The organism is Corynebacterium ulceribovis DSM 45146 (genome assembly GCF_000372445.1).
Classification (GTDB): domain Bacteria; phylum Actinomycetota; class Actinomycetes; order Mycobacteriales; family Mycobacteriaceae; genus Corynebacterium; species Corynebacterium ulceribovis.
In genome coordinates, this window is sequence record NZ_AQUY01000002.1 from 96,811 (window position 1) to 114,295 (window position 17,485).

A 17,485-nucleotide genomic window follows, 5' to 3' on the forward strand; every position below is an offset into this window, starting at 1 on the left:
GATGAGCGACAAAAACACCGGCACTGACGCTGGCAACACCGGCACTGACGCTGGCAACTCCGGCACTGAAGCGACGCGCGAAGTAGTCCAGCGTGGCCTCTGGTTCGAAGAATACGAAGAAGGCGTCTGCTACAAGCACCGTCCAGGGCGCACCGTCACCGAAGCCGACGACGTGGTCTTCACCACCCTGACCATGAACACCCAGCCACTGCACCTTGACGCCGCATGGTCAGCCACCCAGCCAGGGTTCGGCGGCCAGCGCCTAGTCAACTCCATGTGGACCATCTCCACGGTTGTTGGCCTGTCCGTCTCGCAGCTGACGCTGGGCACCATCGTCGCGAACCTCGGCTTCACCGAAGTCAGCTTCCCGGCACCAATGTTCCACGGCGACACGCTATACGCAGAAACCATCTGCCGCAGCAAGCGACTATCCAAGTCCCGACCGAACCAAGGCATCGTCGAGCTGGAACACATCGGCCGCAACCAAGACGGCACCGTCGTCTGCCGCGCCGTGCGCTCCACCCTCGTCCAATGCGACCCAACCAAGGCAAACAAGGAGGCCTAACCATGACTTCCTGGATTCCAGCAGGCCCAGCCATCCTCTTCGCACCAGCGGACCGGCCAGAGCGTTTTGCCAAAGCCGCCGAACGCGCCGACATGGTCATCCTGGACTTAGAAGACGGCGCCCGGCCAGAAAACCGGGCCGCAGCCCGACAGGCCATTATCGACGCCGGGGAGTCCGGAGAACTGGACCCGCAGCGCACGATCGTGCGGATTAACCCGCCAGAGACCCCGGATTACGAACTCGACCTCCAATACGTCAAAAAGTCCACATTCACCCAGGTGATGCTTCCGAAGGCCGAAGCAGCCGCCGACGTTGCAGCACTTGGGGAGCTTGGACTGCAGGTCATCGCGCTAATTGAAACGCCGCGCGGAGTGCTCAACGCCGCGGAAATCGCTGCGGCGGACGTAACGGTGGCACTGTTCTGGGGCGCCGAAGACCTCACCGCCGGGCTCGGCGGCACCGCATCCCGGTTCGCCGAAGGGGAAGCCAACGCCGGCACCTACCGTGACGTGCCACGCTTCGCCCGCGCCCAAGTCCAACTCGCAGCCGCCGCCTACGGGAAAGCCGCCCTGGACTCCGTACACGTCGACATCGCCGACGAAACCGGACTGCGGGCCGAAGCACTCGACGCGGCCGCACTCGGATACGCCGCGACCTGCTGCATCCACCCCAAGCAGGTCGGCACCATCCGGGAGGCCTACCAACCAACCGAAGCCCAAATCGACTGGGCCACACGGCTTCTCGCCGAAGCCGAGAAGAACGCCGGTGCCTTCAGCTTCGAAGGACAAATGGTCGACGCGCCACTATTCCGCCAAGCAGAAGTCATCGCGCGCCGGGCCGGACGCTAACCACCTGGGCCGGACGCTAACCACCGGGGCCGGACGGTAACCACCTGGGCCACCGAACCGGCGGCCCATAACACTTCAAAACAAGTTTTGGGCCGAAAACGACATTCCGGCCCGAAACCCACACAAAACCTCTACATTCCTCTCTAACCTCTCCCACCAATTAACCCCACCCACGTTCGAGGACAGTGCTCGAACTTCTGAAATCTGGAGAACGCCATGACAACCACACTCACCACCGACGGTCGTTTCGAATCCACCACCTTCGGTTCCACCCTGGTCGCCGAAGACGGCACCGTGATGTCCCACGTCCGCGGCGGCGGCATGGAACAGGGCTTCGCGCCACTGCGGCAGGAAACCCTGGCGGAAAACCTCCGCGCGACCGTAGAAAAGTTCCCGAACCGCGAAGCACTGGTTGACGTCTACGCCGACCAGACCTTCACCTACCAGGAGCTGTACCAGATGGTGCTGCGCCTAGCGACGGCTCTGCACCGCAAGGGCTACCGCAAAGGTGACTCCATTGCCGTGTGGTCCCCGAACCGCTGGGAATGGGTTATCGCACAGTACGCCTGCCACTTCCTGGGTCTGGTGCTGGTGAACGTCAACCCGACCTACCGTCAGGTCGAACTGAACTACGTGCTGGACAAGGCCAACGTCAAGCTGGTGTTCGCGCCGCCACGCTACAAGGACTCCGACTACCGCTCGATGCTGATTGAAGCCCGCAAGCAGCGCACCATTGAGGTTGAAGAAGTTGTGTACTTCGGTTCGCCGGAGTGGTACGACATGACCAACGGCGACATTGAGGACCTCTCCGATGTTGCCGCTGAAGTCCAGGCGGATGACCCAGTGAACATTCAGTTCACCTCCGGCACCACCGGCTTCCCGAAGGGCGCCACCCTGACCAGCAAGAACATCCTGAACAACGGCTACTCCATCGGTGAGCTCCTCGGCTACACCGAAAAGGACCGCGTCTGCATCCCAGTGCCGTTCTTCCACACTTTCGGCATGGTCATCGGCATCATCGCAGTGTTCTCTCACGGCGGCACCGTCATCATCCCAGGGCCATCCTTCAAGCCACGCGAAACCCTGAAGGCAGTGCACTCGGCACGCGCAACCTCCCTGTACGGCGTGCCAACCATGTTCATTACCTCTCTGGAAGAGCTGCACGAAGCAGCCGACTACGGCAGCCCATACGATCTGTCCTCCCTGCGCACCGGCGTGATGGCGGGTACCTCCTGCCCATCGAAGACCATGCGTGAAGTCATGGACCAGATGAACATGCACGAGGTCGCGATTTGCTACGGCATGACGGAAACCTCCCCGGTGTCCTGCCAGACCCGTAAGGACGACCCGATTGATAAGCGTGTGAACACCGTCGGCCAGGTCATGCCGCATGTGGAACTGCGTATTGCCTGCGAAGACACCGGCGAGACGGTGCCGCGTGGTGTGGCTGGCGAAGTGCTGGTGCGTGGCTACTCCGTGATGAAGGAATACTGGAAGCACCCGGAAAAGACCGCCGAAGCTATCGACGCCGACGGCTGGATGCACACCGGTGACCAGGGCGTTATTGACGACGAAGGCTACGTGTCGATTACCGGCCGCATCAAGGACATGCTGATTCGTGGTGGCGAGAACATCTACCCACGTGAAATCGAAGAGTTCCTGCACACCCACCCAGCGATTGTTGACGCGCAGGTCATTGGTGTTCCGGATGACAAGTACGGTGAGGAAATCATGGCGTGGGTCATTTTGCATGACGACGTTGACGACCTGACTCAGGCCGACGTTGCCGAGTTCGCCCACGGCAAGCTGTCCCGCCAGAAGATTCCGCGCTACGTCCACGTCTGCGACTCTTTCCCGATGACCGCATCCGGCAAGGTTCGCAAGGTCGAAATGCGCGAAGCAGCCCCACGCATCCTCGGTTGGGTTTAAGAATAGAAAAGGAAATGTGTCGCGGCCGATGTGCCGCGGCCGTAACGAAAGGTTTTTGACATGAGCACCATTCCACAGTCCCCAGATGACGTCGTTATCCTCGGCGCCCGCCGCACCCCGCAGGGCAAGCTGCTTGGCCAGCTGGCGGATTTGTCCGCAGTAGACCTCGGCGCCGCCGCGATTGCCGCGGCCGTGGAGTCCGCGGGGGTTGAGCCCGAGGACATTCAGCACGTGGCATTGGGCCAGGTTTTGCTTGCCGACGCAGGTCAGAATCCAGCTCGACAGGCCGCTGTGAAGGCTGGTTTGCCGCTGACCACTGGCGCCACCACTGTGAACCGTGTTTGCCTGTCGGGCTTGGACGCTGTGATTCAGGCGACGCGCATGATTCGCGCAGGTGAATTGGATGTCGCAGTTGCTGCTGGCCAGGAGTCCATGACTAATGCGCCGCATGTGGTGTCCGGTTCCCGCAAGGGCCGCGCCTACGGCGCGATGCAGATGCTGGACACCTTGGAGCGCGACGCACTGACCGACGCGTTCAATGGTGAGTCGATGGGTGTGAACTCTGACCGCGGTAACGCGGAGCGCGGCATCACCCGCACTGAGCAGGACGAAGTGGCGGCGCAGTCGCACCAGCGTGCGGCTAAGGCATGGGAAGAGGGCGTCTTCGACGAGGAAATCGTGGAGATTTCCATTCCGCAGCGCAAGGGTGACCCAGTTGTGGTCCGCGAAGATCAGGGCATCCGCCCGCAGACAACTGTGGAGTCGCTGGCGAAGCTGCGTCCGGCGTTCTCCAAGGATGAGTCTGCGACCATTACCGCTGGTAACTCGTCGCCAATTTCGGATGGCGCCGCCGCTGTGGTGATTGCTCGCCGCAGCTGGGCAGAGGAGCGCGGCCTGGAGCCGCTGGCAACCATTGGTGCTTCCGGTGCGGTTGCTGGTCCGGACACCTCGCTGCACTCGCAGCCATCGAATGCGATTAAGGCGGCGCTGGCCCGCGGCGGCTGGGACGTGGCGGACCTGGACTTCATCGAAATCAATGAGGCCTTCGGTTCCGTCGCGGTGCAGTCGCTGAAGGACCTGGACTACCCGCTGGAGAAGACCAACATTCACGGTGGTGCGATTGCGCTGGGCCACCCAGTTGGTGCGTCCGGTTGCCGTCTGGTTGTGCACGCTGCACATGAGCTGGCTCGCCGCGGCGAAGGCAAGGCTGCGGTTGCCTTGTGTGGTGGCGGCGGTCAGGGCGACGCGCTGCTGATTTACAAGTAAACCGCTGCGCACCCAACCAGAACTTGCCTCTGGGGAATGGGTTAAGGGGTTAGCCCAGCAAGAAGGCAATGAGTAGCAACGCCGGGAGGCAGGCCACTGTGGTCAGCACCCCGGCGTCGCGCGATCCTACGGTGCCAATGTTGTAGCGCGTCGCGTAGTTGAACACGTTTTGCGCAGTGGGAAGCGCTGCCATGGTCACGGCCGCCAACAAAGCGTCATCACGCATACCAAAAGCGAAGTGCGCCAACACATATGCAATCAGCGGCATGACAACAATCTTCAGCGCCGACGAGACAACCACTGCCCGCCGCGGCGACACCCCACGCTCCAACACCGACGCCGACGCCAGCGAAATGCCGAATGCCAGTAGTGCCATCGGGACCATTGCGCCGGCCAGCAAATCAATGGGCGTTTTGACGAATTGGGGCAGCGCAATCCCACTGAACCCCCACGCCATGCCGGCAAGAGCCGCCAACAGAATCGGATTCGCGAACGGGGTGGTGATGATCTTGCGGAGGTCCATACGCTCGGATTTCGCGGTCACGATGTCGAGGTACGCAAGGGTGACCGGGGCGTAGAAGGCAATCTGGAACAGCATCACAGGCACAACCGCGCTGGAGTCCTTCAGCACTGCGATGGCGATGGGGATACCCAGATTGCCGGCATTCGAATACGACGAGGCCAGCGCGCCAATCACTGCAGGTGCGCCGCGTTTATTCAGGAACAATCGGCCGAGGATGAGGTAGATTGTGGCCGTCAATAAGGCGGAAAGCGCGGCCACCGCCAACGGCAAGTGGAACAACGACGCCGGGTTGGTGTCTGCGAGGATGCCGAATAGCAGCGCGGGCGTGGCGATCCACACCACCGCCATGCTCAGGACGTAGCCGGCGTTCGGGCCGAGGGTGCCGAGGCGACCGACGAGCCAGCCGACCAGGATGATCAGCGTGACGGAACCGAAACCGGTGATGAGTTCGAGCATGGGGTGGGGCGGGCTCCTTTGGGGTTGGGCTGGGGTTGGGTGGGGGGCTGGGCGTGTGCGGTGGTGCGGTGGGGCTGGCTGGGTGCCGGCGGGCAGTGGGCGGTGGTGCGGTGGTTGGGTGGCTGGCTGGGCGGCGGTGCGGTGGGCGGCGTTCCCCCGAATGGTAGCGCAGGTGGAGATGAGGCTGGCTGGCTCATTTCAGGAGGGAAGGAAGGTTGGGTGCGGGGTTGCAGTGCGGTGAAGCGATTGCGGAGGGAACCGTGAGTCCGCAGAGGCCGTCCATCTTGGTGTGGGTTGCGGTGTGCAACGGCAGCAAGGAGGAGAAATGCAGGGAGGGGCTGGGGGAGGCGGCGTTGCGGGTGGGCAAAGTCGGCGGAAGCGGAAGGTGCAGCCGAGGCTGGATTTGCCCGTTAATGCGGATGGGCTATTGGTTACCTCCGAGCACAGGAGTCGAATTCGCACGCTAGCGGGGCGCGCAAGAAACGGAACGGCGATAAGACTCGCCCGAGGTAAATATGTGCCGAGCGCTCATTGGTCTGAAATGAATCGCTCAGAGCAATTCAGGCTCAAAGTATTGGCGCTAGTCCCAAGAAACGCCGACGGGGTCATTACCGGTGCGGCCGCATTAGCCCTTCACGGAAGCTGGATCATGACGAAAAATGCAGAGCTGCGAATCATCGGCGGTGGCCAAGAGTTTCGGAAGCAGCCCAATTGCAAACGTGTTGAAGAGCAGATCCACAGGGAGCATGTGACATTTGTCGACGAGAGACGTACCGCGGTCCTGGCGAAAGCGGCATTCGATGAGTGTCGATCGCGGGCACCGAGGGGCACTAAGCGGCCAGACCTGCGAGGGACAGTACTGGCCGTCGAAGGGGCTCTGAACTGCGGAGCTTCCAGGGAAGAGATGTTGAAAATGCCTGACCTTTATCCACGGGTGCACGGGCGAAAGCACTTTGCTGAAGCTCTACAGGTTTGTCATGGGTTTTGTGAATCTCCAGGCGAAGCATTGACGAAAGTTGCGTTGATTGAAGCTGGATTCGGCTTCCACCAAATGGGGGTTGGCTCCCATCGGGTGCTTGAGCAGGTAGAAATTCGTACCTCAAAGAGCCGGACGGGGCGATCTGAATTCGTGGCCAGAGTGGACTTCTATGTTCCGGCGCTGGGTTTGGCAATTGAATTTGACGGTGCGACTAAGTACCAGCGAAGTGCCGTAGTGCCGGACAGTAGTTCGCAACGAACACTGATGACGCGGGAAATTCACAGGGAGCGAGCCATCCGAGCGCTGGGTTGCGACGTTCTTCGGGTTGAATGGTCCGAGGTGCTCCAACCAAATGCGAGCTTTCGCGAAAAGGTACGCAAAGTGGTCGAGGCACGAGAACTTGCATTGCGAAATGGTGCTGCTGAGTTCATTGGCGAAGCATATTTCATTCCGACGTCTTGATAATCGCCGCGATGGGGCGCTGCCATCAAGGCGGTTGCAGCCAGGATGGGCGAAGCGTGACGGTGTGGGGGATAGGCGGTCGCTGTGCGGCTGATGGAAGGTGCAAGAAGGTGACTCGACGATGCGTACTGACGATGCGTACTGACGATGTGTCGCGACGATGCGTAGTGGAGAATTACTGGCTCGAGCGGAAGTACAAGGGGCAAACAGTGCTGGCAAAAGTGTATTAAGTACCAGTAATTCGAAATCGACCATGGATTGTGAGCACGAGGCACAAGAATCGCCAGCAACAACGGTGCCTGCGCATGCAAAAAACGCCCGGCTCAACCCTGAGCTCGCGCGGAAAGCGCGGGAGCCCGCACATTCAGTGCGAAAGGGGAGCGGGGCGGTTTAAGGTTGTCCGAAGTGTTCGTTTTACGAACCTGCCGGCACTAGGTCGCGTGCAACCTGGCGCCTACCAGCGAAAAGTCGCTGGCCCAGCTTGTCGAAAGGCCAGCATCAAGCCGGCCCAGCGATTTAGCGGCTGGTGAAAGGCAGCAGTGCCATTTCGCGAGCGTTCTTCACTGCGGTGGCAACCTGACGCTGCTGCTGCGGGGTCAGGCCGGTGACACGACGGGAACGGATCTTGCCGCGGTCGGAAATGAACTGACGAAGCAGGCTCACGTCCTTGTAGTCGACGGTTTCGACACCAGCGGACTTCAATGGGTTCTTCTTTGGGCGACGGGACTGTTCAATCCGCGCCTTCTTAACAAAGTTACGCTTAGCCACTGTTTTCTCCTACCAGCTGGACTTGCGGACGCCCGGCAGCTCACCGCGGTGAGCCATTTCGCGGACGCGGACACGGGACAGGCCGAACTTACGCAGGAAGCCGCGTGGGCGACCGTCGTGAGAGTCACGGTTACGGACGCGCACTGGGGAAGCGTCGCGTGGCTGACGGTTCAGTTCGAACTGTGCATCCAGGCGGTCTTCGTCAGAGGTGTTCGGGTTCTTGATGATTGCCTTGAGCTCGTTACGACGCTCGGCGTAGCGCTCGACGATAGCTTTACGCTGCTCGTTCTTAGCGATCTTGGACTTCTTCGCCATTGTTTAGCGCTCCTCTCGAAATTCGACGTGCTTCTTGGCGATCGGGTCGTACTTCTTCAGGGAAATACGGTCCGGGTTGTTGCGCTTGTTCTTACGGGTCACGTAGGTGTAACCGGTGCCCGCAGTGGACTTCAGCTTGATGATTGGACGAATGTCATTACGTGCCATGGGTTAAATCTTCTCTCCCTGGGCGCGCAGCTTTGCCACGACAGCTTCGATACCGAGCTTGTCAATGGTGCGCAGACCCTTTGGCGTGACGTTCAGGGTTACAGAGCGACCTTCGGATGGAAGGTAGAAAGAGTGGCGCTGCACGTTGGGGTTCCAACGGCGGGAGGTGCGCCGGTGCGAGTGAGAGACGGAGTTGCCGAACGACGGCTTCCGTCCCGTGACCTGGCATTTCGCCGACATGGGGTTCTCCTTATACAGCCCAGGATGCAACCGGTTGCGACGCACAGCGAGGGAGATCGTCACGCACACACTGGCAATGTGTGGCGGAGAAATGATCGAGGCGCCGTCGTGCCAGTGCACGGGCAAAAAACGAATCTTTAGACAACAGCAAGGGCTAACCCTACAGCTCGCTGCCTGAAAAACCTAATCCCCTGGGCAAACGCGCCATTTGCGGCCCACTCACGCCAGGCGAACCGCCCACTCACGCCAGGCGAACCGCCCACTCACGCTAGTCACCAGACCTACGAGCATGCGCCGCAGCTGCGGAATTTCAGGATCGGCCATGCGCAGGTGTACAGTACCAGGTTGTTGTTATCGGTGCTTTGCGGTCCGTGGCGCCCCGGCGTCCGCGACGTGCTACTCCGATGCAGTAAATAGCAATCATCGTCCACCCAACTCAGGCACGATCTGCGCCTTATATATACGCACCAATCAAGCGTTATCTGCGCGCCGAACCGACCTGAAGTTCAATCCTGAGGGAATCGATTTAATGAAGAAGGATATCCACCCGGATTACCACCCAGTGGTTTTCCAGGATGCTGGTACCGGTCACAAGTTCCTGACCCGTTCGACCGCATCTTCGGACCGCACCGTCACCTGGGAAGACGGCAACGAGTACCCACTCATCGTTGTTGACGTCACCGCAGAGTCCCACCCATTCTGGACCGGCGCGCAGCGTGTCATGGACACCGCTGGCCGTGTCGAGAAGTTCCAGAAGCGCTACGGCGGCCTTGCTCGTCGTCGCAAGAAGAACGCTTAAGGAGGAGGAAAACCCATGGCAGTTCCAAAGCGCCGGATGTCCCGCGCCAACACCAACATGCGCCGTTCCCAGTGGAAGGCCGACAATGTCGCCCTCCAGGAAGTCAAGATCGACGGCACCACCTACAAGATTCCACGCCGCCTGGTGAAGGCTGCACAGCTCGGCCTGGTCGACCTGAAGCAGTTCTAAGCTTTTCGGCTGAAGCCTTTCGACCGAATCCGTTTGGCGAAAGCGTTCCGCCTGACACCTTTAGGCCCGGGCCGCAGCTTTCGCGGCCGCGTAACTACCGCCCCAATTCCCTGCACCGCTGCAGTGGGTTGGGGCGGTTTTGTTTGGGCTTTTTGACGTTTACCTGTAGCTCTGCCTCTAGCTCCATGACCATCTGCCAGCGGTTCTGCGGCCCAAATTGGGTTATTTCTGGGCAGTTCTCAGCGCGAACTTACCTCCACGATGCACAATGGTTGTTATGAAAGTTTTGGTAGTCGATGATGACCAAGCCGTCCGCGAGTCGCTGCGCCGCTCCCTGACGTTCAACGGATACGAAGTTACGCAGGCTGTTGATGGCGTAGATGCGCTGCAGAAGATCGAGGAAGCCCGACCAGACCTGGTGATCCTCGATGTGATGATGCCGAAGAAGGATGGCCTGGAAGTATGTCGTGAACTGCGTAGCCGCGGCGACGACCTCGCAATCCTCGTGCTCACTGCGCGCGATGCGGTGTCTGAGCGAGTCGCTGGCCTTGACGCCGGTGCCGACGACTACCTGCCGAAGCCGTTCGCGCTGGAAGAGTTGCTAGCGCGCGTGCGCTCCTTGCTGCGCCGCGCCAACCTGACTGGCGAAGAGGGCGGTGCCGGTGAAACCTTGCAGTTTGAGGACTTGTCGCTGGACCCAGAGACTCGCGATGTGTTCCGTGGAGAACGCCCAATCAGCCTGACCCGCACCGAATTCGCACTTCTGGAACTGCTGATGCAGAACCCCCGGCGGGTGCTGTCCCGCGCGCTGATTCTGGAAGAAGTGTGGGGCTATGATTTCCCAACCACCGGAAACGCGCTGGAAGTGTACATCGGTTATGTGCGCCGAAAGACCGAAGCAGGCGGTGAATCCCGACTGATTCACACCGTCCGTGGTGTCGGCTACGTTCTCCGGGAGACTGCCCCGTGATCCCTGGCCGCCCACCCGCACATGCGGATCAGGCGGCAGTTGAGGATGAAAGCGGCAGCTGGACCCGCAATATCTCCCTCCGATGGCGCCTGACCTTCTTGACCGCCGCCATTGTGGCACTCGTGGTGGCGTTGATGACCATCGCCGCCTTCTTCACGGTGCAAAACACCATGTACCGAGAAGCAGATGCCAATATGCAGCGGCAAGCTAGCCAGCTGCTCAGCTCCCGCTACGCATCAGAGTTTGCACTCGATGCGGCGTGGACGGGGGAGAACCTCAAAATCCTGAACCCGAACCTAGACGCGATGTACTTTGCGCCTGGGGTGTTTGCTGGCCGCGGTGACACGATTGAGCTGACCGCCACCGAAATTTCGGTGCTGCGCGGCAACAAGGAATCGTCATTCCGCACCGATGAAACCAAACAAAAGCGCATCTATGCGGTCCACGATTCCTCCGGTGGCACACTGGTGCTGGCACAGGACTTGGGGCCGACCCGAGATTTGCTGCGCTCACTGGGCGTCGTGCTGCTGATGATCGGTGCTCTCGGTGTGTTCGCAGCTATTGGTGTTGGCACCACGGTGTCGACCGCTGGTTTGCGGCCGATTGGTCGGCTGCGCCGTGCTGTTGACTATGTCACCGAGACAGATGATTTGAAGCCAGTCGCGGTGCATGGCGACGATGAACTTGCGCGTCTTGCCCTCAGTTTCAATGAGATGGTCTCATCGTTGATGGCGTCGCGGCAGAAGCAGGCCGAATTGGTTGCCGATGCTGGCCATGAGCTGAAAACTCCATTGACGTCGTTGCGGACGAATATTGAACTACTGATGATGGCGAGCCGTTCTGGTGGCTTGGATGAAAAGGACCGCCAAGACCTCGAGCGTGATGTGGTCGGGCAGATCGATGAACTCACCACCCTCGTCGGCGACCTCGTGGACTTGGCGCGTGAAGATGGCCCGCAGCAAGTCATTGAAGACGTCGATTTGGCAGAAGTGCTGGAGAATAGTTTGGAGCGAGTTAAGCGCCGGCGCCCAGACCTGAACTTCGAAATGGCAACAGAAACATGGCATGTATTCGGTGACCCACATGCACTTGGCAGGGCTTTGCTGAATTTGCTGGATAACGCTGCGAAGTGGTCGCCAGATAACGGTACGGTTCGCGTCAAAATGCAACGCCGCGGCGACGCATTGATGGAAATCAGTTTTGCGGATTCTGGTCCCGGGATTCCGGTGGAAGACCGAGCCAAGGTTTTCGAACGCTTTTACCGGTCCATTCAGTCGAGATCGATGCCTGGATCCGGCCTCGGCTTAGCAATTGTGCAGCAAGTGGTGGTTCGCCACGGCGGCACGATCACGATTGGCGATTCGAACGATGGCGGCTGTTTGATGGTGGTTTGCCTGCCTGGTGTCGCGGAGGAGCCAGTAACAAATGGCGAATCCATTGACATTCAGTAGACGCTTCTAAGGCCGAGCTCAGTTCCATTCGTCATAATGTTCTTTATGAATGGTCAAAATCAGTTCGGCGGCACCGGTTCCGGGGCTCCGCGGAACAGCATGCACGGTGATTGGGCGGATAGCTCGGGTTCCTGGGCTCGGAGCAATGAAGCCACACCACCCACGAGTGCATTCAATCCGGTAACCCACACCGGCATGCAATCGCCTTCGCATGTTTCCCAACAGTCGCCTTTCGCATCAGGCTCGCAGTCGGGGATGACGGGGATGTCCACTGGCGGCGGGCAACCGCCGTACCCGCCAACCGGACAAACTATGTACCAGAATGATGGCGGTAATCGTCGACAAGGCGGCGCCAAAGTAGGGGTCGTGACTGCAGCTGCTCTCGTGCTGCTTGGCGGTGGCCTCGGCGGGGCCGTGGGCGGGGCGTTAGCGTCCAATGGCGACTCCGGCGTAGTCAACTCGCTGAAGGAGGAGCCACAGTCGGCGAACCATGCTTCGCCCGAAGGCTCGATTGAGGCAGTGGCGGACAAAGTGCTGCCATCCGTAGTGTCCATTTTTGTGGAAGCTGGCTCATCTAGCGGGCAGGGCTCCGGTTCGGTGTTGTCCTCCGACGGCCTCATCCTGACGAACTACCACGTCATTGAGGCAGCCGACAAAGACAAAGAAGCCCTCATGGCGGTACGCCTGAATGACGGTACGGTGCATCCGGCCGACCTAGTGGCAGGTGACCCATCGTCGGATATCGCGGTAATCAAGATTCGCGATGTCAATGGTCTGACCCCAATTCAGTTGGGCAATTCGGATGACCTGAAGGTGGGGCAGCAGGTGGTGGCGATTGGTTCACCACTGGGGCTGACCTCCACGGTGACCTCTGGCATTGTGTCCGCGAAGAACCGGCCGGTTCGTGCTGGCGGCGCGGATGGCAGCACCCAGTCGATTATCGACGCGATTCAGACCGATGCCGCCATTAACCCAGGTAACTCCGGTGGCCCGTTGGTCGACTTGGCTGGCAACCTCGTCGGCATTAACTCGGTGATTTCCACGACCAGTGAAAAGTCGGGCTCTATTGGCCTTGGCTTCGCCATTCCAATTAACCAGGGCCGTCGTATCGCCGATGAGCTGGTGGAAAAAGGCAAAGCAACCCGAAGCGTAATTAACGCCCAGATTGAGTCGCGGCCAACGGTGCTGGGGGCGAAAATCGTCAAGGTGAATAAAGGCGGCGCCGCGGAGCGGGCAGGTCTGGAGTCAGGCGATATTGTCATTAAAATCGGTGATCGTTCGATTTCCGACGGCGACGGACTGATTGCTGCGATACGGTCACATCAAGTCGGTGAAACAGTGACGCTGACGGTCGTGGACGAAAAAGGCGGAAATGAACGCGAAGTCGACGTCACCATTGAAGCGGCATCTGACTAGTTAAGCTGCGAAAACAAGCTGCGAAGATAAGAGGATAAACATGGATGCCCTAGACCAAATTCGGACGGACCGCCTCGGCGGATCGGAAGAACCAGCTCCGGAACATTTGGACCAAATTGAAATTGACCTCCACGAAACTGCAGGTCAGCGTCGTGCATTGGTCGCGTTGGTAGAAGATAACGGCAACGGAGAAAGCGGTCGCATCTGCGAACTCACCGCGGAGCTCCTTGACGAAGGTGGCTTTACTGTCGATGCCGCGCTGACCGTGCCACGCGAAGTAGACCGGATCCGTGAAGCCATTGAAACCGCTGTGGTGGGCGGCGCGGACCTCGTCATCACCATTGGTGGCACCGGTGTCGGACCGCGCGATGTCACCCCAGAAGCAACCCTCGACGTGCTCGATATGGAAGTTCCGGGCATCGCCGAAGCTCTGCGGAACTCCGGCCAAGTAGCTGGCGCTACCGAAGTGCTGCTCTCGCGCGGCCTGTCCGGGATTTCCGGGTCGACGGTGGTAGTCAACCTTGCTGGCACCCGCGGCGCTGTCCGCGATGGCATGTCGACGTTGTGCCCGCTGGTGCATCTGTTGCTGGATGAGCTGAATACGTGGGAAGGGTAGCGCTGTGACCGAAAAGGTTTCGCGGGGTCGACGTCGTGTTCGCCGGATCGCTAACGGCGACACAGCAGCGCTCAATCCGCAACGCACCGCTTTAACGCCACGGCACCGGGATGCACAGAAAATCCAGACGCTGGATGAGCCGGCACCGGAAACAATAGAAGAACTGGAAAAATCCACCCTCAACAATGAGTTTTGGGCAGAAGAAGAGCCACCCCACTACTCCGAACGCTAACCGAAGTTAGTGCAGGGAGCCGTAGGGTGGCTTCTTGCTAGTTGGCGCGCTTACGTTTCGCACGCTTACGTTTGGCGCGCTGCCAGCTAGCGACTGGCGCGCAGCCAACTGGCATGCAAGCTATGCGCGGTGTGCGCCGCCGGTCGCTTCGCCGTCCTGCTTAGCCAGCAGGTCGCGGATGTCTTCCAGCAGGATTTCGGTGTTCGACTTTTCGTCCTCTTCTTCGTCAGCACCGATCTTGGCCTTGCGGCGCTCTTCCAGCTTGTTCATCGGCATCACTAGGATGAAGTACACGACGGCAGCGATAATCAGGAAGTTAATGACTGCGGAAACCAGGCCGCCCAAGTCAACGAAAGTCGCTGGGTTGTCTGGAAGCAGCTGGAAGCCCCAGCCCAACTCCTGGTCGCCACCGAAGACGGCGAGCAGTGGGGTGATGATGGCCTCAGTGAACTTAGTGACAATGCCGGTGAATGCAGCACCGACAACGACACCGACGGCAAGGTCAATGACGTTGCCGCGCATGATGAATTCTTTGAACCCCTGGAGCATGGAGCTTCTCCTCAAATTGTAAACGTGGTATTAGTTCCGGTCGGGAGCTTAATCCCACTGAACACAATAGTCATTGTGGAGTGGTCAACAAAAGGGATAACGGGCCAGAAAGCCCAGCTGCGGCCACTTCTGCAGCTTCGTCACGGGAAAGTGCAACGAGAACGGCAGCGTCCGTGTCGGAGTCCGCATTGAGGGTAGTAATAACCCGCCCACCTGCAGCAATTACCCGCGCGTCCCCAGAATTTCGCTGCGTGGACACAATGTCTACTGCATCTCCAGTGTGCAAATGTGCAACTAAAACCGGGTCGTTCGGTCGGATTGACACAATATGAGATCCGCTGTGGTTTTCGTCACCAGCGCTGATTTTTGCCACTAAACTGTCCGAAACCAAACGCAATTCCGTCAAAATTTCACCCCGCCCCACCGGTCCGATCGGAATAGAACCCACAATTTCGGCATCCGGCGCCAACGCAAACTCCGGCACTAGCTCCATCGGCACCAGAACGGTCTCTACGTCAGCATCAGTCAGTGGTTCCCCAGCCACCAACTCCGTTTTCGCCACCACAACACGGGCGGCATCAGCCGGCGGCGCCACCGCAGGTTGCAGCAACGTGGCAGCAGCAATCAGCACCAACACGCCAGCTGCGATCCGCCGCAACAGCACAATCCGCGGCCACCCCGGGGTGCGCAAGACCGTCAGCAGCGACGGCGAATGTTTCCGAGTGCCCATAACTCGAGTTCCCCTCAGTTAGCGTCCTTCATAACGTCAAAAAGCTCAATGAAACGGACGCAGGGGACGGGCAAACGGTTCCCTATCGGCGGGGCTAACCCGGGGAACTAGTTGGCGGAAGCGCTCGAATTGCTGCCGGAGCTGCCGGAATTGCTGCGCGAATCGGTGCGGTAGAAACCGGAACCATTGAAGGTCACGCCGATGGAACCGAACACTTTACGCAGGTTGCCGCCACATTTCGGGCATTCAGTGAGGCTGTCGTCATCAAAGGACTGGCGAATGTCGAAGGCGTAATTGCAGTCCTTGCAGCGGTAAGCATAGATTGGCACGGCCCCAATTTTAGTGCTTATTGACGGAGCGAATTGCCGTCGGGGTAACAATATGTGTCACCGGAACGTCATGCGGCTCGGTCGGGATGTGCTCCCGCAACTCCCACGGATACAGGCACAGCAGGCGCGGGGCACTGTCCGAAGCAAGCGGTAAGGACTGATCGTAGAAACCGCCACCGCGGCCCATCCGCATGCCGGAGGAATCTCCTGCCAACCCCGGAACAAAAATCACATCCGCCACCGCAATCGCATCAGCGCCCAGCGCAGGGCCAGTCGGCTCCAACAGATCCATCCGGGCCGGCGCCAAGGACGACGCATCCTGATACTCCGCCCAATCCAACGGGCCAGGCGCCCCAACAATTGGCAGCAACACCCGCACGCCAAGGTCTTTCAGCTGCTGCGGCAACGACGTGGTGCCCGGCTCCATGCCAAGCGGGACATAGGTGGCAACCGTATATGGGGGCGCAGGCGGCGCGTCCGACATGGCGCGCTCAGCCAAGGCACCCTGGACGAAGGCGAGCAGCAGTGCGGTCAGTGCCGAGTCCAAGGGAGTGCGCTGGTCATCGGGCAGATCGCGGCGCCGCGCGAGTAGTTCCATCCGTAGCATTTGCTTAGTGTCGGCGGTCATTGGCGCGTCCTTTCTGGGGCACGAAATGTGCGCCAAATAGTAAGGCATATGTAAGAAAGTGTAATTGGCCGAGTCAATAACCGAGAATGAGCAACCTGCCCGGTAGGGTTGCTTCTATGACCCAACCTCACGCCGATTCCGTGCCCTTCCGCACCGTCATTGTGCCGGCTGCGGGCTTGGGAACCAGATTCCTGCCAGCGACTAAAACTGTGCCAAAGGAACTGCTGCCTGTAGTCGATACCCCAGGTATTGAACTGATTGCTGAAGAAGCAGCGAAGGCGGGTGTCAAGCGGCTCGCGGTGATTACTGCGCCGAACAAAGACGGGGTGATGGCCCACTTCCAGCGGCACACCGAACTGGAAGCCACCCTGGAAGAACGCGGTAAATCAGAGCAACTGCGCAAGGTGCAGCGCGCCGCCAACATCATTGACGCCGTGCCGGTGCTGCAGGAACAACCGCTGGGCTTGGGTCATGCGGTACTGCAGGGCGAAGCTGTGCTCGACGACGATGAAACCGCTGTTGGCGTGATGCTGCCGGACGACCTGGTGCTGCCGATGGGCGTGATGGAAGACATGGCGGCCGTGCGGGAAAAGCTCGGCGGCAGCGTGCTGTGCGCACTGGAAGTGCCACGGAGCCAGGTGTACAACTACGGCGTTTTTGAAGTGTCCGATGAAGCTACCGGCATGGACCGCACCCTGCGGGTCACCGGCATGGTGGAAAAGCCATCACCGGAAGAAGCACCATCGAACCTCGTGGCCACCGGCCGCTACCTGCTGGACCGCGCGATCTTTGACGCGCTGCGCCGCACCAAGCCTGGCCGTGGCGGCGAAATTCAGCTCACCGATGCCATCGAAATGCTGATTCAGGAAGGCCACCCAGTGCACATTCTGGTGCATGATGGGGTGCGCCACGACCTCGGTAACCCCGGCGGCTACATTGCCGCGTGTGTGCACTTCGGTCTGCAGGATGAGACCTACGGGCCGACGCTACGCGAATTTATTACCAAGCGGCTGGCTGAAGACGAAAGCAACTGAGGTAGGCGAGAGGGACCACGCAG

At 59.8% G+C, this 17,485-nt stretch carries 22 protein-coding genes; 13 read left to right on the forward strand and 9 right to left on the reverse strand.

All coding sequences use genetic code 11. From position 1 onward, the window contains the following. Position 1 precedes the first annotated feature (1 nt). The 4 genes from A3EC_RS0105935 to A3EC_RS0105950 all read left to right on the forward strand — a co-directional run bounded on the left by A3EC_RS0105935 (position 2) and on the right by A3EC_RS0105950 (position 4,608). Entirely contained in the window at positions 2 to 565 is a 564-nt protein-coding gene (locus tag A3EC_RS0105935; protein WP_018024263.1) for a MaoC family dehydratase, read from the forward strand. Between the two features lie 2 nt (positions 566 to 567). After that, positions 568 to 1,413, forward strand: coding sequence for an HpcH/HpaI aldolase/citrate lyase family protein (locus A3EC_RS0105940; protein ID WP_018024264.1), 846 nt, complete (start codon positions 568 to 570; stop codon positions 1,411 to 1,413). 216 nt (positions 1,414 to 1,629) lie between these two features. Further along, positions 1,630 to 3,342 (forward strand): AMP-binding protein, encoded by a 1,713-nt coding sequence (locus tag A3EC_RS0105945; protein WP_018024265.1) that lies wholly within the window; start codon positions 1,630 to 1,632, stop codon positions 3,340 to 3,342. Positions 3,343 to 3,402: 60 nt separating this feature from the next. After that, a complete protein-coding gene (locus A3EC_RS0105950; protein WP_018024266.1) occupies positions 3,403 to 4,608 on the forward strand; it encodes an acetyl-CoA C-acetyltransferase in 1,206 nt (401 codons plus the stop codon). Between the two features lie 49 nt (positions 4,609 to 4,657). On the opposite strand, the gene A3EC_RS0105955 is transcribed toward A3EC_RS0105950, so the two are convergent. Then, positions 4,658 to 5,587 carry an AEC family transporter gene (locus tag A3EC_RS0105955; protein WP_018024267.1) on the reverse strand — a complete coding sequence of 310 codons (930 nt, stop codon included), beginning with the start codon at positions 5,585 to 5,587 and terminating at the stop codon, positions 4,658 to 4,660. Between the two features lie 649 nt (positions 5,588 to 6,236). Here A3EC_RS0105955 and A3EC_RS11545 point away from each other — a divergent pair. Next, positions 6,237 to 7,028 carry a hypothetical protein gene (locus A3EC_RS11545; protein WP_156812865.1) on the forward strand — a complete coding sequence of 264 codons (792 nt, stop codon included), beginning with the start codon at positions 6,237 to 6,239 and terminating at the stop codon, positions 7,026 to 7,028. A 516-nt stretch (positions 7,029 to 7,544) separates the two neighbouring features. On the opposite strand, the gene rpsR is transcribed toward A3EC_RS11545, so the two are convergent. From rpsR to rpmB, 4 genes are read right to left on the reverse strand one after another with little or no spacing between them, the layout of a single operon-like run. Beyond that, on the reverse strand, positions 7,545 to 7,796 hold the full coding sequence (gene rpsR / locus A3EC_RS0105965) for a 30S ribosomal protein S18 (protein ID WP_018024269.1): 252 nt from the start codon (positions 7,794 to 7,796) through the stop codon (positions 7,545 to 7,547). 9 nt (positions 7,797 to 7,805) lie between these two features. Further along, positions 7,806 to 8,111 carry a 30S ribosomal protein S14 gene (gene rpsN / locus A3EC_RS0105970; protein ID WP_018024270.1) on the reverse strand — a complete coding sequence of 102 codons (306 nt, stop codon included), beginning with the start codon at positions 8,109 to 8,111 and terminating at the stop codon, positions 7,806 to 7,808. A gap of 3 nt (positions 8,112 to 8,114) precedes the next feature. Continuing rightward, the gene (gene rpmG / locus A3EC_RS0105975) at positions 8,115 to 8,279 is read right to left on the reverse strand and encodes a 50S ribosomal protein L33 (RefSeq protein ID WP_018024271.1); all 165 of its coding nucleotides are present in this window, start codon (positions 8,277 to 8,279) and stop codon (positions 8,115 to 8,117) included. A 3-nt stretch (positions 8,280 to 8,282) separates the two neighbouring features. Continuing rightward, on the reverse strand, positions 8,283 to 8,519 hold the full coding sequence (gene rpmB / locus A3EC_RS0105980) for a 50S ribosomal protein L28 (RefSeq protein ID WP_018024272.1): 237 nt from the start codon (positions 8,517 to 8,519) through the stop codon (positions 8,283 to 8,285). Positions 8,520 to 9,048: 529 nt separating this feature from the next. Between rpmB and A3EC_RS0105985 the strand changes: the two genes are divergently transcribed. The 7 genes from A3EC_RS0105985 (at position 9,049) to A3EC_RS0106015 (ending at position 14,192) form a co-directional block, all read left to right on the forward strand. Then, the gene (locus tag A3EC_RS0105985; RefSeq protein WP_018024273.1) at positions 9,049 to 9,318 is read left to right on the forward strand and encodes a type B 50S ribosomal protein L31; all 270 of its coding nucleotides are present in this window, start codon (positions 9,049 to 9,051) and stop codon (positions 9,316 to 9,318) included. A gap of 15 nt (positions 9,319 to 9,333) precedes the next feature. Next, positions 9,334 to 9,507, forward strand: a complete 174-nt coding sequence (gene rpmF, locus A3EC_RS0105990; RefSeq protein ID WP_018024274.1) for a 50S ribosomal protein L32 — start codon at positions 9,334 to 9,336, stop codon at positions 9,505 to 9,507. Positions 9,508 to 9,784: 277 nt separating this feature from the next. Next, positions 9,785 to 10,477 (forward strand): response regulator transcription factor, encoded by a 693-nt coding sequence (locus tag A3EC_RS0105995; RefSeq protein ID WP_018024275.1) that lies wholly within the window; start codon positions 9,785 to 9,787, stop codon positions 10,475 to 10,477. Next, complete coding sequence (locus A3EC_RS0106000; protein ID WP_018024276.1) at positions 10,474 to 11,928, forward strand: sensor histidine kinase; 1,455 nt, start codon at positions 10,474 to 10,476, stop codon at positions 11,926 to 11,928. Before A3EC_RS0105995 ends, A3EC_RS0106000 begins: the two co-directional genes overlap by 4 nt. A 195-nt stretch (positions 11,929 to 12,123) precedes the next feature. Further along, entirely contained in the window at positions 12,124 to 13,344 is a 1,221-nt protein-coding gene (locus A3EC_RS11550; RefSeq protein WP_245532954.1) for a S1C family serine protease, read from the forward strand. A gap of 40 nt (positions 13,345 to 13,384) precedes the next feature. Then, the gene (locus A3EC_RS0106010) at positions 13,385 to 13,960 is read left to right on the forward strand and encodes a MogA/MoaB family molybdenum cofactor biosynthesis protein (RefSeq protein ID WP_018024278.1); all 576 of its coding nucleotides are present in this window, start codon (positions 13,385 to 13,387) and stop codon (positions 13,958 to 13,960) included. A gap of 4 nt (positions 13,961 to 13,964) precedes the next feature. Continuing rightward, positions 13,965 to 14,192: a hypothetical protein gene (locus A3EC_RS0106015; RefSeq protein WP_018024279.1), complete on the forward strand. Its 228-nt coding sequence runs from the start codon at positions 13,965 to 13,967 to the stop codon at positions 14,190 to 14,192. A gap of 120 nt (positions 14,193 to 14,312) precedes the next feature. Here A3EC_RS0106015 and mscL read toward each other — a convergent pair whose 3' ends face one another. The 4 genes from mscL to A3EC_RS0106035 all read right to left on the reverse strand — a co-directional run bounded on the left by mscL (position 14,313) and on the right by A3EC_RS0106035 (position 16,428). Further along, on the reverse strand, positions 14,313 to 14,741 hold the full coding sequence (gene mscL, locus A3EC_RS0106020) for a large-conductance mechanosensitive channel protein MscL (protein WP_018024280.1): 429 nt from the start codon (positions 14,739 to 14,741) through the stop codon (positions 14,313 to 14,315). A 70-nt stretch (positions 14,742 to 14,811) separates the two neighbouring features. Next, the gene (locus A3EC_RS0106025) at positions 14,812 to 15,471 is read right to left on the reverse strand and encodes an SAF domain-containing protein (protein ID WP_018024281.1); all 660 of its coding nucleotides are present in this window, start codon (positions 15,469 to 15,471) and stop codon (positions 14,812 to 14,814) included. 107 nt (positions 15,472 to 15,578) lie between these two features. Continuing rightward, positions 15,579 to 15,800, reverse strand: a complete 222-nt coding sequence (locus A3EC_RS11555) for an FmdB family zinc ribbon protein (RefSeq protein ID WP_018024282.1) — start codon at positions 15,798 to 15,800, stop codon at positions 15,579 to 15,581. Between the two features lie 10 nt (positions 15,801 to 15,810). Beyond that, positions 15,811 to 16,428, reverse strand: a complete 618-nt coding sequence (locus A3EC_RS0106035; RefSeq protein ID WP_018024283.1) for a 5-formyltetrahydrofolate cyclo-ligase — start codon at positions 16,426 to 16,428, stop codon at positions 15,811 to 15,813. A 116-nt stretch (positions 16,429 to 16,544) separates the two neighbouring features. Between A3EC_RS0106035 and A3EC_RS0106040 the strand changes: the two genes are divergently transcribed. Then, positions 16,545 to 17,462 (forward strand): UTP--glucose-1-phosphate uridylyltransferase, encoded by a 918-nt coding sequence (locus tag A3EC_RS0106040; RefSeq protein WP_018024284.1) that lies wholly within the window; start codon positions 16,545 to 16,547, stop codon positions 17,460 to 17,462. Positions 17,463 to 17,485 lie beyond the last annotated feature (23 nt).

What these genes read in the sequence shown, in the direction of transcription:
- A3EC_RS0105935 (WP_018024263.1), top strand. Translation starts at nt 2, where the DNA reads ATGAGCGACAAAAACACCGGCACTGACGCTGGCAACACCGGCACTGAC.
- A3EC_RS0105940 (WP_018024264.1), top strand. Translation starts at nt 568, where the DNA reads ATGACTTCCTGGATTCCAGCAGGCCCAGCCATCCTCTTCGCACCAGCG.
- A3EC_RS0105945 (WP_018024265.1), top strand. Translation starts at nt 1,630, where the DNA reads ATGACAACCACACTCACCACCGACGGTCGTTTCGAATCCACCACCTTC.
- A3EC_RS0105950 (WP_018024266.1), top strand. Translation starts at nt 3,403, where the DNA reads ATGAGCACCATTCCACAGTCCCCAGATGACGTCGTTATCCTCGGCGCC.
- A3EC_RS0105955 (WP_018024267.1), bottom strand. Translation starts at nt 5,587, where the DNA reads ATGCTCGAACTCATCACCGGTTTCGGTTCCGTCACGCTGATCATCCTG.
- A3EC_RS11545 (WP_156812865.1), top strand. Translation starts at nt 6,237, where the DNA reads ATGACGAAAAATGCAGAGCTGCGAATCATCGGCGGTGGCCAAGAGTTT.
- rpsN (WP_018024270.1), bottom strand. Translation starts at nt 8,111, where the DNA reads ATGGCGAAGAAGTCCAAGATCGCTAAGAACGAGCAGCGTAAAGCTATC.
- rpmG (WP_018024271.1), bottom strand. Translation starts at nt 8,279, where the DNA reads ATGGCACGTAATGACATTCGTCCAATCATCAAGCTGAAGTCCACTGCG.
- rpmB (WP_018024272.1), bottom strand. Translation starts at nt 8,519, where the DNA reads ATGTCGGCGAAATGCCAGGTCACGGGACGGAAGCCGTCGTTCGGCAAC.
- A3EC_RS0105985 (WP_018024273.1), top strand. Translation starts at nt 9,049, where the DNA reads ATGAAGAAGGATATCCACCCGGATTACCACCCAGTGGTTTTCCAGGAT.
- rpmF (WP_018024274.1), top strand. Translation starts at nt 9,334, where the DNA reads ATGGCAGTTCCAAAGCGCCGGATGTCCCGCGCCAACACCAACATGCGC.
- A3EC_RS0105995 (WP_018024275.1), top strand. Translation starts at nt 9,785, where the DNA reads ATGAAAGTTTTGGTAGTCGATGATGACCAAGCCGTCCGCGAGTCGCTG.
- A3EC_RS11550 (WP_245532954.1), top strand. Translation starts at nt 12,124, where the DNA reads ATGCAATCGCCTTCGCATGTTTCCCAACAGTCGCCTTTCGCATCAGGC.
- A3EC_RS0106010 (WP_018024278.1), top strand. Translation starts at nt 13,385, where the DNA reads ATGGATGCCCTAGACCAAATTCGGACGGACCGCCTCGGCGGATCGGAA.
- mscL (WP_018024280.1), bottom strand. Translation starts at nt 14,741, where the DNA reads ATGCTCCAGGGGTTCAAAGAATTCATCATGCGCGGCAACGTCATTGAC.
- A3EC_RS0106025 (WP_018024281.1), bottom strand. Translation starts at nt 15,471, where the DNA reads ATGGGCACTCGGAAACATTCGCCGTCGCTGCTGACGGTCTTGCGCACC.
- A3EC_RS0106035 (WP_018024283.1), bottom strand. Translation starts at nt 16,428, where the DNA reads ATGACCGCCGACACTAAGCAAATGCTACGGATGGAACTACTCGCGCGG.
- A3EC_RS0106040 (WP_018024284.1), top strand. Translation starts at nt 16,545, where the DNA reads ATGACCCAACCTCACGCCGATTCCGTGCCCTTCCGCACCGTCATTGTG.